This window comes from Streptomyces sp. R-74717, from assembly GCF_047305335.1.
GTDB lineage: Bacteria > Actinomycetota > Actinomycetes > Streptomycetales > Streptomycetaceae > Streptomyces > Streptomyces atratus.
Genome location: NZ_CP102361.1, coordinates 1,401,474 through 1,416,562, shown reverse-complemented (window position 1 = coordinate 1,416,562; position 15,089 = coordinate 1,401,474). Strand labels below are relative to the sequence as shown.

General features: G+C 67.0%; 15 protein-coding genes and 2 pseudogenes. 7 read left to right on the top strand and 10 right to left on the bottom strand.

Going from position 1 to position 15,089, the window contains the following annotated elements; genetic code table 11:
• Positions 1-59: 59 nt before the first annotated feature.
• The 3 genes from NRF20_RS06625 to NRF20_RS06615 all read right to left on the bottom strand — a co-directional run bounded on the left by NRF20_RS06625 (position 60) and on the right by NRF20_RS06615 (position 2,872).
• Complete coding sequence (locus NRF20_RS06625) at positions 60-1,283, bottom strand: tyrosine-type recombinase/integrase (RefSeq protein ID WP_413752202.1); 1,224 nt, start codon at positions 1,281-1,283, stop codon at positions 60-62.
• On the bottom strand, positions 1,283-1,537 hold the full coding sequence (locus tag NRF20_RS06620) for a helix-turn-helix domain-containing protein (RefSeq protein WP_413752201.1): 255 nt from the start codon (positions 1,535-1,537) through the stop codon (positions 1,283-1,285). The genes NRF20_RS06625 and NRF20_RS06620 overlap by 1 nt, the downstream gene beginning before the upstream one ends.
• Before the next feature lie 1,020 nt (positions 1,538-2,557).
• Positions 2,558-2,872: a hypothetical protein gene (locus tag NRF20_RS06615; RefSeq protein WP_413752200.1), complete on the bottom strand. Its 315-nt coding sequence runs from the start codon at positions 2,870-2,872 to the stop codon at positions 2,558-2,560.
• A gap of 394 nt (positions 2,873-3,266) precedes the next feature.
• On the opposite strand from NRF20_RS06615, the gene NRF20_RS06610 reads away from it, so the two are divergent.
• From NRF20_RS06610 to NRF20_RS06585, 6 genes and pseudogenes are all read left to right on the top strand, one after another.
• Positions 3,267-3,965, top strand: coding sequence for an RHS repeat-associated core domain-containing protein (locus tag NRF20_RS06610; protein ID WP_413752199.1), 699 nt, complete (start codon positions 3,267-3,269; stop codon positions 3,963-3,965).
• Between the two features lie 179 nt (positions 3,966-4,144).
• Complete coding sequence (locus NRF20_RS06605) at positions 4,145-4,324, top strand: hypothetical protein (protein ID WP_413752198.1); 180 nt, start codon at positions 4,145-4,147, stop codon at positions 4,322-4,324.
• 79 nt (positions 4,325-4,403) lie between these two features.
• Positions 4,404-5,717 (top strand): annotated as a pseudogene (locus tag NRF20_RS06600) (IS701 family transposase); the annotation flags it as partial.
• A 50-nt stretch (positions 5,718-5,767) separates the two neighbouring features.
• Positions 5,768-7,020, top strand: a protein-coding gene (locus NRF20_RS06595; RefSeq protein WP_413752197.1) for an IS3 family transposase whose coding sequence is annotated in 2 segments (ribosomal slippage) — positions 5,768-6,050 and positions 6,050-7,020 — 1,254 coding nt in all. Because the reading frame shifts where the segments join, the coding sequence is not laid out codon by codon here.
• Between the two features lie 159 nt (positions 7,021-7,179).
• Positions 7,180-8,262, top strand: a complete 1,083-nt coding sequence (locus tag NRF20_RS06590) for a vanadium-dependent haloperoxidase (protein ID WP_413752196.1) — start codon at positions 7,180-7,182, stop codon at positions 8,260-8,262.
• 60 nt (positions 8,263-8,322) lie between these two features.
• Positions 8,323-8,829 (top strand): annotated as a pseudogene (locus tag NRF20_RS06585) (transposase); the annotation flags it as partial.
• Between the two features lie 71 nt (positions 8,830-8,900).
• On the opposite strand, the gene NRF20_RS06580 reads toward NRF20_RS06585, so the two are convergent.
• The 7 genes from NRF20_RS06580 to NRF20_RS06550 all read right to left on the bottom strand — a co-directional run bounded on the left by NRF20_RS06580 (position 8,901) and on the right by NRF20_RS06550 (position 13,858).
• A complete protein-coding gene (locus tag NRF20_RS06580; RefSeq protein ID WP_413752195.1) occupies positions 8,901-9,962 on the bottom strand; it encodes a DUF2776 family protein in 1,062 nt (353 codons plus the stop codon).
• Positions 9,959-10,102 carry a hypothetical protein gene (locus NRF20_RS06575; RefSeq protein WP_398632813.1) on the bottom strand — a complete coding sequence of 48 codons (144 nt, stop codon included), beginning with the start codon at positions 10,100-10,102 and terminating at the stop codon, positions 9,959-9,961. Before NRF20_RS06575 ends, NRF20_RS06580 begins: the two co-directional genes overlap by 4 nt.
• 186 nt (positions 10,103-10,288) lie before the next feature.
• Complete coding sequence (locus tag NRF20_RS06570) at positions 10,289-10,858, bottom strand: potassium channel family protein (protein ID WP_398632814.1); 570 nt, start codon at positions 10,856-10,858, stop codon at positions 10,289-10,291.
• Between the two features lie 182 nt (positions 10,859-11,040).
• Positions 11,041-11,289: a hypothetical protein gene (locus NRF20_RS06565; protein ID WP_398632815.1), complete on the bottom strand. Its 249-nt coding sequence runs from the start codon at positions 11,287-11,289 to the stop codon at positions 11,041-11,043.
• 189 nt (positions 11,290-11,478) lie between these two features.
• Entirely contained in the window at positions 11,479-11,721 is a 243-nt protein-coding gene (locus NRF20_RS06560) for a non-oxidative hydroxyarylic acid decarboxylases subunit D (protein ID WP_398632816.1), read from the bottom strand.
• A 58-nt stretch (positions 11,722-11,779) separates the two neighbouring features.
• On the bottom strand, positions 11,780-13,204 hold the full coding sequence (locus NRF20_RS06555) for a non-oxidative hydroxyarylic acid decarboxylases subunit C (protein WP_398632817.1): 1,425 nt from the start codon (positions 13,202-13,204) through the stop codon (positions 11,780-11,782).
• Between the two features lie 33 nt (positions 13,205-13,237).
• A complete protein-coding gene (locus NRF20_RS06550; protein WP_398632818.1) occupies positions 13,238-13,858 on the bottom strand; it encodes a non-oxidative hydroxyarylic acid decarboxylases subunit B in 621 nt (206 codons plus the stop codon).
• Positions 13,859-14,005: 147 nt separating this feature from the next.
• Here NRF20_RS06550 and NRF20_RS06545 point away from each other — a divergent pair, with 147 nt between their 5' ends.
• Positions 14,006-14,956 carry a helix-turn-helix domain-containing protein gene (locus NRF20_RS06545; protein WP_413752194.1) on the top strand — a complete coding sequence of 317 codons (951 nt, stop codon included), beginning with the start codon at positions 14,006-14,008 and terminating at the stop codon, positions 14,954-14,956.
• The last annotated feature ends 133 nt before the right edge of the window (positions 14,957-15,089 follow it).

The following is a 15,089-nucleotide window of genomic DNA, read 5'->3' as shown; positions in this document are numbered from 1 at the left end:
CGGAGAAATCCGGTACCGCCTTTCCGTGTTTCTTGGGGACCAGTTGGGGACCACGGGGTCTAGCGGCGCCGTCCTGCTGCCGGCTGGACGGCGAGGGTGAGGGGTGTGCGGATGGGGTTGAGGTGTGCGGTGAGGGCGTGGCCGGCGTTGGTGATCTGGGTCATGTCGGGGTGGAGGTAGCGCTGGGTGGTGAGGAGGGAGCCGTGTCCGGCGATTATGCGGAGGACGTGGGCGGGGACGCCGGCGTCGGCGAACCAGGTGAGTCCTGTGTGGCGGAGGTCGTGGCGGCGCAGGTGTTCGTGGCCGAGTGAGGTGACCACCTCGTCCCAGTGGGTTGCGTCCCGTAGGACGGCGGTGGAGATGCGCCCGCCGCGGGGGCCGGTGAAGAGCCGCGCGTCAGGGTTGGGGCCGACGGCGAGGATGCGTTCGGCGATCATCGGGCGGATTTCCTCGATGAGGGGGACTTGGCGGGCGCGTTTGCCTTTGGTGTTCTTGTCGGTGAGTCCGCCGGGTGCGGGGGTGGTCTGCCGGCGGACGGTCCAGATCCAGTTCTCGGTGTCGATGTCGCAGGCGCGGACGCCGGAGACCTCGCCGATGCGGGCGGCGGTCGCGGCGGCGAAGACGACGACCTCGCGCCATCCTCGGTAGTGGTCGTGGGATCGGTCGGTGAGTGCCTGGGCGAGGCGGAGCAGGGTGGGCCAGTCGCGCAGGGCGAGGGCGCGGGGGTTGTCGAGTTCGTCCTCGGCCTGTTTGTACTCGCGCTGCCAGCCGGTGACTCGGGCGGGGTTGACGGTGATGATCCCGTCGCGGACGGCTTGTTCCATGACGCGGACGAGGACGGCGAGGCTGTTCTTGACGGTGGAGCGGCTGTGTTGGTCGGCGATCCAGCCGTGGACGGTGCGGTCGACGGCGCCGTTGGTGATCATCCGGACGGGGAAGTGCCCGAGGGCCGGGACCACACGGCAGCGCCAGCCGGCGAGGTAGGGATCGAGCGTCTTGAGCTCTAGGCCCCGCAGGGCCAGGTCCATATTGCTTGCGCCGTACTCGGCCAGGGACATGGTGGCCACGTTCGGAGTGATACCGACTTGGGCGGCCTGGAGGATGCCGGAGATCCACTCCTCGGCCTGGTCCAGCGTCTCCCTGCCCTCGGAGAGGGACTTGCGGCGTTTGGAGACGGGATCGAACCAGCGGACGCGGGCACGGTAGGGGGAGGGGCGGTCGGGGCGGTGCTCGATGTCGCTGGACACGCGCACACCGAGCGGAACGGACTCGGTGTAGGGCATCAGACCACCGGACCGGGGATGACGCGGCGCTCGGTGAGCCAGGTCTCCACATCGCGGGCGCTGTAGAGGACGACGCGGCTGCTCACGGGGATGTACGGGGGGCCTTGACGGGGGTGCGCGGTACGCCAGCGGCGGAGAGTGGAGGGATCGACACGGAGGAGGCGGGCGAGCTCCCCGGTCGAGTACCAGGTGCCGGGCAGTTGCCCGTCGGGCTCGGTGTGGGTGAGGTCGAGTGGGGCGGAGGGGATGGGCATGGAGTCCTGGGAAGAAGGCGGGCGGGTGACGGCGGGAGAAGACACGAAGGGGGCGCGTGGGGGTAGTTCACCCTTCAAGTCTCCGAACGTTCCCCGGTTACCCAAACCGGCGATCGCCTGCTATAAAGCCTTGCGTTCTCAGGACAACCAGCATCAGACGACGTAAGGCACGTGGTCATCCGGGGTGGCAATTCCTAAGCAATCTGGAAACGGGTTACGCGAGTCCGGGCAGAGCTGGTCAGCGATGTGTAACGAGCTGGAGTGGGTGGCCGGAGATACCGATTGTGATGGGCATCTGCTGCTGCTGATGTTGAGTCGTACCGGCGCATGGGGGCCTGGTGCTGGAGGACGTTCCGGAGATGGTGGTGGACTTCGTCATGAAGTTGTCTACCACGTTGCGCTGACCTGGAGCGATGCAGCTTCAGTCGCCTCTGACCAGCGCAGATGGATCTTTCAGGGTCTTTCAGGGTCTTTCAGGGGCGTGCAGTCATATGTAGTCGATTCTCCCCAGACGCTCCCCAGCAGCGCTGATCCTCCCCAGATTCTCCCCAGGGAGGGCCGCCGTGACGGGCGGCGGGAGATGAAACTTGGCGCTGTCGCAGGCACGCTGAGTGACTGTAGCGGGCGCTCAGCCGGCATCCCAGGGGCGATCTCGGCTCCAAGATCTCTGCCCTGTGCGTACCCGTCCCTCCGAAGGAACTGCGTCCGGCCACTGATAGCGAGATGGCTGCCCGCCCTGGGCCGTGACGGTCCAACCTGGCACAGGTTGTAGATCGCGTCTTGTGCGGTACAGGGTGGTCCAGGCGACGCGCGTAAGTGCAGGTCAGGCCCCTGTGGTCCAGGAGCGTCTACGGTGTTGGTGATAGCCATGTGAGAGATGCGTACCCCCGTCGGCAGGTGCCGGCGGGGGTTCTGCGTGTCGCGGCGAGTCTTTCTGCGGGGCGATCGATGTGGCCTGTCGGGTCGGGGCGTCTACGTCCCTTCTGCTGGGGGCGGGCGTTGACGACGCTTCGGGTGCGTTCACTGAGGTTGCCGTCTGCGGATGGGGAGGACGCTCAGGGCCATGACGGTGCCGTCGTCGTGAAAGGAGATCGGCCCGTTCCATCGGCCGGTTCCGTGGGGGTTTTGCGGGGTGGAGCGGCTTTGGAAGGCGGCTTGATGGTATTCCTCCACACGGCCCTTTTTGATGAGTTCGTACAGGTGCTCGGCCATGCCGGAGAATGCCTCGATGCGTACGGACCCCATACGGAAGACATGGTCCGTGCCGACGAATTTCGTGCCGCCGACTTGGATGTCTGCGTCGTCAACGCTTGATGTGGCGGCGAAGACGGGCACGTCGTAGTGCTGTCGTCCCTGGCGCGTGGTGAGGTACTGGGCGGTTCGGGGTCCTCCGCTGGCCAGAGCGGTCAGGTTGGCAGCTCCGGTACACCAACGACGCGGCAGGCAACACCACACGCTGTGACCTGGCCGAAGTCACCCAGGACCTGATCTGGAACCAGGAGGACAAGCTCACTCAGATCACGTCCGACGGCGTCACCACCAAGTACGTCTGCGACGCCGAGGGCAATCGCATCCTTGAGAGCACCCCCTCGGGCAGCGTGCTGTATCTCGGCGAGACCGAACTCACCACCACGGCCGGGAAGATCACCCGGGCGACGCGTTCCTATGTGCACGAGGGCGCACCGACCGTGGTCCGGTCGACGGCGCCACCACGGGCCACAAGCTGACCGTGCTCCTGGCGGACCCCCTCGGTACGGCGACGACCGCGGTCGAGCAGTCCGCGACGCAGCCGGTGACCCGCAGGGCCTACAAGCCCTACGGTGAGAACCGCGGTACCCAGCCGACGAGTTGGCCCGACAAGCGCAGTTACCTCGGCGTGGGCATCGACGACGCCGGCACCGGACTCATCCACCTCGGAGCACGCGAGTACGACCAGTCGACCGGACGCTTCCTCTCCGCCGACCCGGTCAAGGACTTTGCCGACCCGCTCCAGTTGAACGGGTACGCGTACAGCCACAACAGCCCGGTCAGCCGCAGCGACCCCTCCGGTCTGTACGATCCCGACCGCGCCGAGGCGAACCGCCTGAAGGCCAAGAAGAAGAAGCAGGCGCAGAGCTGGCGGAAGATGTGGGCGAACCGCCACGACACCGCCGTGTACCTCCGGGCAGTTTTCCTGCAGGTGTGGGACTTTCTCCACAACGCCGGGCGCGGCCGGGTCACCACCGAGCGCACCAGCAATTACATCAAGGGCGGCTCGTACAAGAACCCCGGAAAGAAGCCGGGCTACGCCGGACCTGATCTGCTGGACCGACAAAACGGTCTACGTGTGGGAGATGAAACACAAGGGCGGAGAGGCGGAAGCCCAGGGTCCGGCGCAGTTGGAGAATTATCTCGTGCGCCTCAGAGCTCAGTTGAAGGCCAAGGGTGACAACCGCAGGGTGGTGGCCGGATTCCCCTTCGTCACACCGGGGGTCGCGCCGAACAAGGCCAATCCCAAGGAACTGATCACGGTGACCTCGTCCCCCGCGACCCAGGGCCTCGAGGTCTACACGTGGGGCAAGCAGAAGGACCCGAAGGGGGAACCGAAGACGAAGCCGGCCGGAGACGGTGCCGGAGAACGTGCCGTTGGTGGAACCGGCGAAACCGCTCATCGACGCCGGAAAGCTGTGGGAGGGGGCGCAGGACTGGTGGCACCGCAACGTGGAGAACCGCGACTGGTCCAACAATCCCTTTACGCCGAATCCGGGAACCGGTCCGCTGCCCATGCCGCTCATTCCGGTCTTCTAGCGGTGGTTTGTTGACGGCGGGTCAGGGCCGTAGTAGGCCGGTAGCAGAGGAACGTCGCCTCGCCGCCTGGGGGCTTGTGATGACTCGCCGTCTGCCGTGTCCGCCCGCTCCGGGCCCGCTGGAAGCCTACGCCGCGCGCTTCGATGACCTGCTCTCGACGTTGGCACAGCGCCGCGGGTTCCGCGAGTACCTCGCGGGGCTGCTGCTGCCGCGGGACCGGAACAAGACGCTGACCTGCCTGGCCGGCGCCGAACCCGTCGTCGGGGCCCAGCGCGCCTCGGTACAGCGGCTGCAGTTCTTCCTGTCCGAGTCGTCCTGGGACCACGAGCAGGTCAACGCCCGCCGACTGGAACTGCTGCTGACCGATCCCGCGACCGCCCCGCACCCAGGCGGGGTGCTGGTGATCGACGACTCGGGCGACCGCAAGGACGGCAAGGCGACCGCGCACATCGGACGGCAGTGGCTGGGCGTGGGCAAGACCGACAACGGCATCGTCACCGTGACTACCTGCTGGGCCGACGAGAACCTCTACTACCCGCTGCACGCCGTGCCCTACAGCCCCGCCCATCACTTCCCCAAGGGCAAGAGCGACCCCGGCTTCCGCACGAAGCTGCAGATCGCCGCAGAACTGGCCCGCACCGCGAAGGCTGCCGGGGTGGCCTTCCGCGCCGTGGCCGCCGACTGCGCCTACGGCGACCAGGACGGCTTCCGCAGACAACTCGCCTCGGCAGGACTGCCGTTCGTCATGGCTCTCAAACCGAGCCACGGTACCTGGGCCTACGGCAAGGATGCCTACACCCCCGTCCATGCCGCCCACGCCTTGACCTGGACGGACCCCGAGCACCCGGGTGACTGGACCTCCGTCGAGCGCACCTTCCGCGACGGACACACCGAGACCTGGTGGGCCGCCGACGCGACCCTTGGCTGGTGGGGACCCGACGGAAACGTCCGTCTCGTCGTGGCCACCACCGACCCGGCCACCCTTCCCCCGCAAGCCACCTGGTACCTGGCCACCGACCTGCCCCGCCCCGGCGGACCCCGCGAGGCCGACAGTTCCGAACCGGCCGCCGACCTGCATGAAGTCGTCCGGATCTACGGCATCCGACACTGGATCGAGCAGAGCTACAAGCAGATCAAGGACGAACTGGGATGGGCCGACTTCCAGGTCCGTTCCGATACCGCCATCCGCCGCCACCAGACCCTGGTGAACTGCGCGTTCTCGTTCTGCTGGGACACCTGGTTCGCTCAACCTCCGGACCGGGAGCCCGCCGTCGTCCCCACGGCCCCGCCGACTGTCACAGCGGTGGGGCCGGCTGAGAGGGGGCCCCAGCAGACCCCACCAGCCCCAACCGGCCAGCTGGCCGCAGGCGATTCGCGCCGTCCGGGCCTGGCTTGAACCGCCCCGGCTCGAATGGAGACTCGATTTCATGAAAGGATCGAGTCATGGCACGACCTTCCCGTTACCCGCTTGAGCTCCGCCGCCGCGCGGTGCGCATGGTCGCCGAGGTGCGCGACGACTACCCGAACGAGACGGCCGCTCTGCAGGCGGTGACCGAGAAGCTCGGTATCGGGTCCCGCGAAACACTGCGGAACTGGCTGAAGCAGCACGAGATCGACGCAGGCACGCGGCCGGGGACGACGACGGAGGAGTCCGCTCAGCTCAAGGCGTTGAAGAAGGAGAATGCCGAACTCAAGCGGGCGAATGAGATCCTGAAGGCCGCGGCGAGTTTCTTTGCGGCCGAGCTCGACCGGCCACACACACGCTCGTAGCGTTCATCGACGAGCACCGGGACCGCTTCGGCGGCGTCGAGCCGATCTGCAGGACGCTCACCGAGCACGACTGCAAGATCGCCCCTTCAACCTACTACGCCAACAAGAAACGACAGGCCGCTCCGTCAACACGTTCAGTGCGGGACGCGGAGCTCAAGGAGCTGATCAGCCAGGTCCACACCGCCAACTACCGTGTCTACGGGGCCCGGAAGATCTGGCGCGAGCTGAACCGGCAGGGGCATACCGCAGCCCGCTGCACCGTCGAGCGTCTCATGCGCGAACTCGGCATCCAGGGCGCGATCCGCGGCAAACGCGTGATCACCACGCTCCCCGGCGGGCAGGTCGACCGGGCCCCGGACCGCCTCGACCGTGACTTCGTCGCCCAGGCCCCGAACCGGTGCTGGGTGGCGGACTTCACCCACATCAAGACCTGGTCCGGCGTCGTCTATGTCGCGTTCGTCTTGGATACCTTCTCCCGCCGGATCGTCGGCTGGTCGGCCGCCACCGTGAAGGAGACCGTCTTCGTCCTGGACGCCCTGGAGATGGCCATCTGGCAACGTGACCGCGACCAACACCCCATACAGCCAGGTGAGTTGATCCATCACTCGGACGCCGGGTCGCAGTACACGAGTTTCAGGCTCGCCGAGCATCTGGACGCCGCCGACATTGCCGCCTCCATCGGCTCGGTCGGCGATGCCTACGACAATGCCCTGATGGAGAGCGCGATCGGCCTGTACAAAACCGAGTTGATCAAACCCCAGCGGCCCTGGAAGACACTCTCCCAGGTCGAGCTCGCCACCGCCGAGTGGGCCGACTGGTACAACCATCGCCGGCTCCACGGAGAGATAGGGCACATCCCACCCGTCGAGTACGAAACCAACTACTACACGGAACTCACGAAACCCCAGGTCACAACCACAATCTGAGATCTCTATCGAACCCGGGGCGGTTCACTCCTTCAGGCCGCCGAGTACGACGCGGTGGTATCGGTCACCCGGGCCGGCCCTGCCTACTTGTTCTCGGTGTCGTCGCCGCGAGGCGCCCGTGCAGACGCCGCAGCGGACCAAGCAGCCCACGATGTGCTGGTGGCCCTGTACCCGGCCAAGCGCGCAAGCGTGGACCGACGGCTGAGCAGCCAGTTGTCCGCGATTCCCAACGGCCCCGGTAAACAGGCGGGTATTCGCGTGGGAGCCGAGGTCGCCCGCAGGCTGATCAGCCTGCGATCCCATGATGGGTCCTCGACCAAGCCGCCGCCGTTCAGTCCCCGCAACGTGGCCGGCGGCTACCGGCCCACACCGCCCGACTTCCCCACACCGGTGTTCACCAACTGGGGCTCGGTCAAGCCGTTCGTGCTGGCCAAAGGAAGCCAGTTCCGCCCGGCGCCGCCGCCGGCCGTCAGCACCGCCGAGTACGCCACAGCCTTGAATGAGGTCAAGAGCCTGGGGAGCAAGACCAGTACCACCCGCACCCCCGATCAGACCGCAGCCGGGAAGTTCTGGGCGGCAGCGCCCGTCTGGAACGTCTGGAATCAGATCGCGCAGGGCCTCGTCACCTCCCAGCACGCAAGCCTGGAGAAGGCGGTGAAAGTCTTCGCCCAGCTCAACCTGTCCCTCGCCGACACCGCGATCGCGATGTACGACGCCAAGTACACCTACCGCGTATGGCGGCCCGTGACCGCCCTCCGGCTCGGTGGTACGCACTACAACCCGCGCATCGCCGGCGATCCCAACTGGACCCCCCTGCTGCCGACCGCCCCGGATCCGTCCTACCCCGCCGCCCACGGCGCTCTCAGCCAGGCGGCGGCAACGACGCTCACCAGGTTCTACGGTGCGCAGCACCACCTCGTGGTGACGTCGAAGGGGGTCCCCCGAACCTTCGCCAGCTTCCAACGCGCCGCCACCGAAGCGTGGCTCAGCCGGATATGGACCGGCCAGCACACCTCCATCGACAACCGGCAGGCCAACAACTCGGCACGCAGGTCGCCGATTTCGTGGCGCAACACATCTGACTGCCCGCACCCGTGCAGCGTCAACGCGCCGCATGGCTGTGGCCAAGGGCCAGCTGTACCCAGCGTATCGGGTACAGCTGGCCCGAACATTGTGCTAACCATGGGCTTTCATGTGGGCGAGTGTCCGAGGTGTGATCGGAAACGCGAAGAGTGCTCCTGAACAGCAACGATGGGACTTGTCTAGGGTCCAGGTCGTCGCATGGAAAGAAGCACTCCTCAAGTGAAGAAGCGTATCGGGGCCTACCCGCGTGTCCGCGTCGAGGGAGGCGGCCAGGCAGTGGTCTCCCAGGCCGGGGGCGTCCTGCTGGTCGAGACGGTCCGCAAGACCGGGTTGGATGCGTCGATATCGGCGGCGCTCGCGCCGTGGCGGAAGGCTCGGGCGGTGCACGATCCGGGCAAGGTCCTGCTGGACGTGGCCCTCGCGGTCGCCCTTGGCGGGGACTGCCTGGCCGATGTCGGGATGCTTCGGGCCGAGCCGGCAGTGTTCGGGCCGGTGGCCTCCGACCCGACCGTCTCCCGCCTCATCGATATCCTCGCCGCTGCCGGGCCGAAGGCTCTCACCGCCATCCGGTCCGTACGGGCCAAGGTCCGCGAACACGTCTGGAAGCTGACCGGGAGCTCGTCGCCGGACGCTTCGGGCCAGGTGATCGTGGACCTGGACGGAGTGCTGGTGCTGGCCCACTCCGACAAGCAGGACGCCGCCGCGACCTGGAAGAAGACCTACGGCTGGGCGGCTTCCGATATCCGGCGTTATGTGCGACCAAAGAAGAATTTCAGTTTGGGGCGACGGCTATTCGGTCACCCACTGGACGAGGTGCCGCTCTCAAGGATACTGACAATGGAATAGAGTGAGAAACAGATCGCTCCCAACCCAACGAGCACCCGTGCGGCTATGAACGCGTTTGAGTCGACCACCGCTACTTGGAACACGAACGCCGCCAGGAAGAGACAGGCGAGTGCCGTGAGAATCGGGATCAAGGGCACCCGATTGGCAAGGCTGAACGTCCGGCGCCACACGAGGGCGAGCAAACCCACCTTGCTGAGAATGCTGAAGCAGACAAGCCCCAACCCGATCATTACGAAGCCAGGCGTCAAGTAGGACTCGTTGTCGAAGACGAGCACGACGATCCCCCAGATCATGCTGAGCGATCCCATGGCAATCACGAGCCAGGGCCACATGATCCGATCCCGTTGGCCGTACGTGTTTTGCACCTGGCGGAGGATGGTCAGGACCAAAGCGATCAGGCTCGTGCAGATTGCGGCCAGACCGGCGGTGATGTGGCCTACCGTGAACCGTCCTGGTGTGGTCGACATGGCCAAGTTTTCGATCGAGTAGTACCAAGCGACGATCGCCAGCACGACGGGTATGGCGCTCAGCACCGGCACGGCAGCCTGAGGGAAGGCTGCCGGGGGAACCTGGTGTTGTCCTTCGGCTGACTGCGAGTTCTCCGGAATGAGCGAGAACTTGGTGGAGACCATTGCGACCGTCGCCACGCAACCGCTGATCAATCCCAGTCCGAAGACAACTTGACCGGCCACGTATCGCTCGTGCAGGCCGGTGCTCGGCGCTCCGACGAAAAGGTACGCGCCGTATGCAGCCGTCCCCGCCGCCGCCACGTAGCCAATCGTCGGGAAGACGACCCGATCAAGAGTGTCGTAGCGGCCAATCAATTGGCGAATGATGGTCGCTGCGGTGCAGAAGAGGCACAGGCAGATCACACCGAGAAACGTGACCACCCGACCAGCGACAAAGTTCCCAGACGCCCCTCCTGCAGTCCAAACGTACAGACCAAACCCGACGCAGACGGCCGTCATGGCAAGGGGGATCGCCCGGAATATAACGCTCACCACATAGTTCACAGCTCGGCACCCTTCAGCGATTCCATGAATTCACGGTCACGACCATGGGTAAACTTCAGCACATCACCGAGTGTCGATTGTCGGCTTACTGTGAAGGCAGCGAAGCGCCGAACCTCAAGTGCTCGTGCCAGTAGATTCATGCCGCGCTCCACTCACGGAGAGGCTATATAGCATGAGCCTGGTCAGCCAGAAGCCCGTGTGACGTCCAGTCGACTCACTCACCATTATCCCGCGGCGGTCAGGTTTCGCACTCCGGACGCCGATTCTCTGGCGGGTGGTCAGCTGCGCCGGGTGCTGTCTGCTGGCCGATTGCGAGGCGTCCGGTCTCACGAGGGTGCGTCGGTGGATGTATCGGATAGCCGCCTCTCGCCGGTCCGGACTGCTCCGAAGAAAAGTCGAAAGCCAAGACCTAGGACGAGGAGATCGAGCAGCATCTGGACGGTGACGATCAGGTGGGCGGCTTCGCTTGTGGCGGTGATATCGCCGAAACCGACCGTGGTGAACGTCGACACCGCGAAGTAGAGGGCCTCGGTACGGGTGAGGGTGTGGGAACTGAAGTTCGCCGGATTGTCTTGGGCGAGGATGAAGTACGCCGCGGCGAACAGCAACAGGAATAGCGGTGTGGTGACCGAGAGTGCCTCGACCGCCCGGACGGCGGGGTAGTCGGCACGGGTGATCGAACGGACCTGCCAGGTCACGGCTCCGGCAAGGACCAGCAGCGCGACGGACAATGACGCCGGGACCGGGACCGACAACTCATCGAGTTGGTGCAGCGGGGCAAGGTAGTACACCGCGACCAGGCCGAGCGCGGTGGCCAGGATGCGCACGAACGCCAACAAGGTCAGCCGCCGCCGCTGTGCCGGGGCCAGGGAGCGGAGTGGTTTCGGGATACGCATCTAGCGGCCTCCGGTTCACACGATCGCGTCCTCGGAGCGGTGTAAAAGCTCGACAAGGTAGGTGCCGTGGAGCGCATATTACGCGGCGTCCGTGAGTGTGTTGTTGATCTCGGCGGCGGTTCGCCTGATCGAGGTCGAGGGTTCGAGCAGGGATCGGCGGAGGCCATGGAGGCCGGCGGGGGTCATGGTCCGGTGGCTATGGGTGGAAGTCGGCGGCCCTGTTCGTCGAGGAAGTCGTCGCACACAGCGACGAGGTCGTCGAGGTCGGCCATCTGCGGGAGGTCGATGACCGGCTGCTGCTCGGCGAGGAAGAGTGCGGCCTCCCGCACCATGTGCTGCTCGTCGGTCTCCGGGAGTCGGAGTTCCTCCAGCACCGCCGGGCTGGCCTGGAAGCGTGATTCGATGACTTCTTCGCTGAGGTGGGCGCGCACGAGGTAGTCGTGGTCGCCCAGTGGCTCGACATCGAACTGCTCGGCATGGATGACCCTGATTCAGCTGCTGGACGCCGGAGACGGGCCGAGCCCCAGAGGCGGTGTGGCCGACGTCGGGCAGGCCCTGGCCGCCCGTACCCTCCGTCCCCAGGGGTAACCGCGGGGACGGAGGGTACGGGTCTGCCCAGATCAGTCGCGGGGGCGCAGGGGCGGGATGGAGGGGACCTCGGCTGTGTTCCCGATGTCCGCGGGCGTCAGCCGGAACTCCTCGGGGTAGTCCTCCCGGCGGGTGCGGCGGGTGGGTTCGCTGGTGCGCCACATGTACAGGCACTGCTCGCAGCGCAGTACCTCCCACACGCCCGGGACGGGTGAGGCGAAGACGCGCTCGACGGCCTGGTGCGCGCAGCGGGGGCAGATCACGGAGTCGGCCATGGCGGCACTTCCTTTCCGTAGGTCGGGAGCCGTTCCGTGGAACGGAACGGACGGGGTGTCAGCGGCTGGTGGCGATGCGCCGGAGCCGGTCGAGCCAGGCGTCGGCCTCCGGCAGGTCGCGGACCGGGGTGCTGTAGTGGCCGCGCCGGTCCGGGGCGGCGGGCGTGGTCGCGTCGATGATCAGTTTGTCGACCATGCCGGGGATGTCGGCCTGCGGGGCGAGTTCCACGACGGACAGGTCGGGGATCCTGATCAGGTCCCGGGCGGGGTTCATCTTCGTCGACAGCGCCCACATCACCTGCGGCAGGTTGAACGGGTCGACGTCCTCGTCGACGACGATGACCGTCGCCGCGTAGCCCAGGCCGTGCGGGGTGGTCAGCACCCGCATGCCGACCGCCTTCGCGAAGCCGGCATAGCGCTTGTGGGTCGAGACGATGGCCACCATGCCGTGTGTGTACATGGCGTTGACCGACTGGACCTCGGGGAAGTCCTTCGTCAGGGCCTGGTGGATCGGCACACAGGTGTTGGCCGCCATCAGGTAGTCGATCTCGGTCCACGGCTTGCCGAGGTAGAGGTGCTCGAAGATCGGGTCGCTCCGGTAGGAGATCCGGTCGATGCGCACCACGGGCAGGCTGCGCCCGCCGGAGTAGTGCCCGGTGAACTCGCCGAAGGGGCCCTCGATCTCCCGCTTGCGGCCCTCGACGACACCCTCGATGACGACCTCGCTGCCCCACGGCACCGGCAGCCCGGTCAGCGGGGCCCGGGTGATCGGGGCCGGGGCACCGCGCAGCGCGCCCGCCATCTCGTATTCGTTCTCGTCGTACTTCATCGGGGTCGAGGCGACGATGGAGATGACCGGGTCGTTGCCGATCGCGATGGCGACGGGCAGGTCCTCGCCGCGTTCCTCCGCCGCGCGCAGTTGCAGGGCGAGGTCGTGCACGGGCACGGGCTGCATGGCGAGCTTGCGCGGGCCCTTGACCTCCATGCGGTAGATGCCGACGTTCTGCTTGCCGCTGTGCTCGGGGTCGTCGGGGTCCCGGGAGACCACCGCGGCCTTGTCGATGTAGAAGCCGCCGTCCCCGTCGTTGAGGCGGATCAGCGGCAGCACTCGGAAGATGTCGGCCTCGTCGCCCTCCAGGGTGTTCTCGACCCACGGCGGGTTGTCCCGCCACTCGGGCGTCATGGGGAACTCGCCCCACCGGCGGATGAACTCGGCCACCTGGTCGCGGGTGCCGGTCTCCTTCGGCAGCCCCATTGCGAGGGCGTGGTTGGCCCACGAGCCGTGCACGTTCATCGCGATGCGGGCGTCGGTGAAGCCCGTGACGTTGTCGAAGTACAGGGCGGGGGCCGTGTCGCCCAGGCGGGTCACGGCGTTCGCGGCGGCGGCGATGTCCGGCTCGGGCATCACCTCCTCGGTCACGCGCAGGAGTTGGCCTTCCCTGTCGAGGGTGTCGAGGAAGCTGCGGAGGTCGTCGTAAGCCATGGGCGGTCCTTGGGTGATGTAGTGGTGTTCTGTTCAGACGGCGGGGCGTGCCGCAAGGGGTTCGGACGGCGCGGGGCGTGCCGCACGGGCGGAGCGGATGCCCGCCCAGCGTTCGGCCGCGGGCGACGGCAGGTTGAACTGGTCGAGAATGCGGGCGGTGATGTGGTCGACGATGTCGTCGACCGTCTCCGGGTGGTTGTAGAAGGCGGGCATGGGCGGCACGATCGCCACGCCCATCCGGGACAGCGCCAGCATGTTCTCCAGGTGGATCTCGTTCAGCGGCGTCTCCCGCGCCACGAGGACGAGCCGGCCGCGCTCCTTCAGGACCACGTCGGCCGCGCGGCCCACCAGTCCGTCGGCGTACCCGGCGCGGATGCCCGCCAGGGTCTTCATGGAGCACGGGGCGATGACCATGCCGTCGGTGCGGAAGGAACCGGAGGAGATCCGGGCGCCCTGGTCATCGGGGGAATACACCTCGTCGGCGAGGGCGGCGACCTCCCGCACCGCGAGCCCGGTCTCCAGCTCGATCGTGGTACGCGCCCACCGGCTGAGCACCAGATGGGTCTCCACCGAAGGCAGCTCGGCCAGATACTGCAACAGCCGCACGCCGAACACGGCACCCGTCGCGCCCGTCATGCCTACTACCAACCGCACGCTTGTCTCCTTCGTCGGGTCCTCCGGGCCGGCCGCAGGGTCTGGAGGTGTCGGGACGGAGCGCGGACTGTTTCAGACGCCGCCGTCTCATCGCGTTCCACGCTAGGCGCGAAGTACGAGGACAGAGCGCTACGCTGAAGACAGGCCATGGACAGAAACGGACAGCGTGACGTCACGGAGGTTCCCTACACCTCGTCGGTGGGAGCCCCACCGGGGGTAGAGGTGTTCGATTTCCGTGCCCTCGTCGAACGGGCCGCATCGCATGACGTCGACCCGTACTCCCCGGTCCGGGTGGCCTTCCACGAACTGATCACTGTGCGCAGCGGCGTCCTGCGCTATGCGCTGGACTTCGCCGACGAGGAACTGTCCGAGGGCGCCTGGATGTGGGCCCGGCCCGGCCAGATCCACCAGTTCCGTTCCGACCTCACCGCGGTCGACGGCGTCGTGATCATGGTCGATCCCGGCTTCGTGGGCACCGCCACCGCCCAGGCCGCCGGTCTCGACCGCTACCCCGAACAGGGGCCACTGTTGCCCGACGCCTCCGCCGCGGCCGCCCTTCGCGGCATCCTGGAACCCCTGGAGAGTGAGTTCCGTGCCCCGCGCGACATGCCGCTGGAGGTGCGCGTCGAGGTGCTCCGACACCTGCTCGCGGCGCTCCTGCTTCGGCTGTCCCACGTGCCCGGCGCCCCGGGGGACGCCGCAGCCGGCGACGAGGTCTTCCGCCGCTTCCGGCAGGCCGTGGAGCGCAACTACGCCCACAACCACCGCGTGGAGGACTACGCGAAGGAGCTCAGCTACAGCGTCCGCACCCTCACCCGGGCGACCCGGGCCGCCGCCGGCCGCGGCGCCAAGCGCTACATCGACGACCGCGTCCTGATGGAGGCCAAGCGCCTACTGGTACACACCGACCTGTCCGCCACGGCGATCGGGGAGCGGCTGGGTTTCCCAGGTGCCACGGTCTTCACCAAGTTCTTCCATCGGCGGGTCGGCATGACGCCAGGCGCCTTCCGGGCCTCCGCGAGGGGCACGCCCGCGCCGAGTCCCGCGAATCCCGCAGCCCGTAATTCCCCAGGTACGAGGGCATCCGCTTCAAGCTGAAACGCCTGGTCAGCAGAGGCATCCTCACCGAGACCGAACCCGACCTGTTTACCCAGCCCGCCCATAACCCCTCGTCGCGGATCCCCGACCAGCGAACCTCACCCAGCCCGGATGCGTGAGGGACGACCGTCGT

What these genes read in the sequence shown, in the direction of transcription:
- NRF20_RS06575 (WP_398632813.1), bottom strand. Translation starts at nt 10,102, where the DNA reads ATGAATCTACTGGCACGAGCACTTGAGGTTCGGCGCTTCGCTGCCTTC.
- NRF20_RS06625 (WP_413752202.1), bottom strand. Translation starts at nt 1,283, where the DNA reads ATGCCCTACACCGAGTCCGTTCCGCTCGGTGTGCGCGTGTCCAGCGAC.
- NRF20_RS06560 (WP_398632816.1), bottom strand. Translation starts at nt 11,721, where the DNA reads ATGGCCGACTCCGTGATCTGCCCCCGCTGCGCGCACCAGGCCGTCGAG.
- NRF20_RS06555 (WP_398632817.1), bottom strand. Translation starts at nt 13,204, where the DNA reads ATGGCTTACGACGACCTCCGCAGCTTCCTCGACACCCTCGACAGGGAA.
- NRF20_RS06620 (WP_413752201.1), bottom strand. Translation starts at nt 1,537, where the DNA reads ATGCCCATCCCCTCCGCCCCACTCGACCTCACCCACACCGAGCCCGAC.
- NRF20_RS06545 (WP_413752194.1), top strand. Translation starts at nt 14,006, where the DNA reads ATGGACAGAAACGGACAGCGTGACGTCACGGAGGTTCCCTACACCTCG.
- NRF20_RS06570 (WP_398632814.1), bottom strand. Translation starts at nt 10,858, where the DNA reads ATGCGTATCCCGAAACCACTCCGCTCCCTGGCCCCGGCACAGCGGCGG.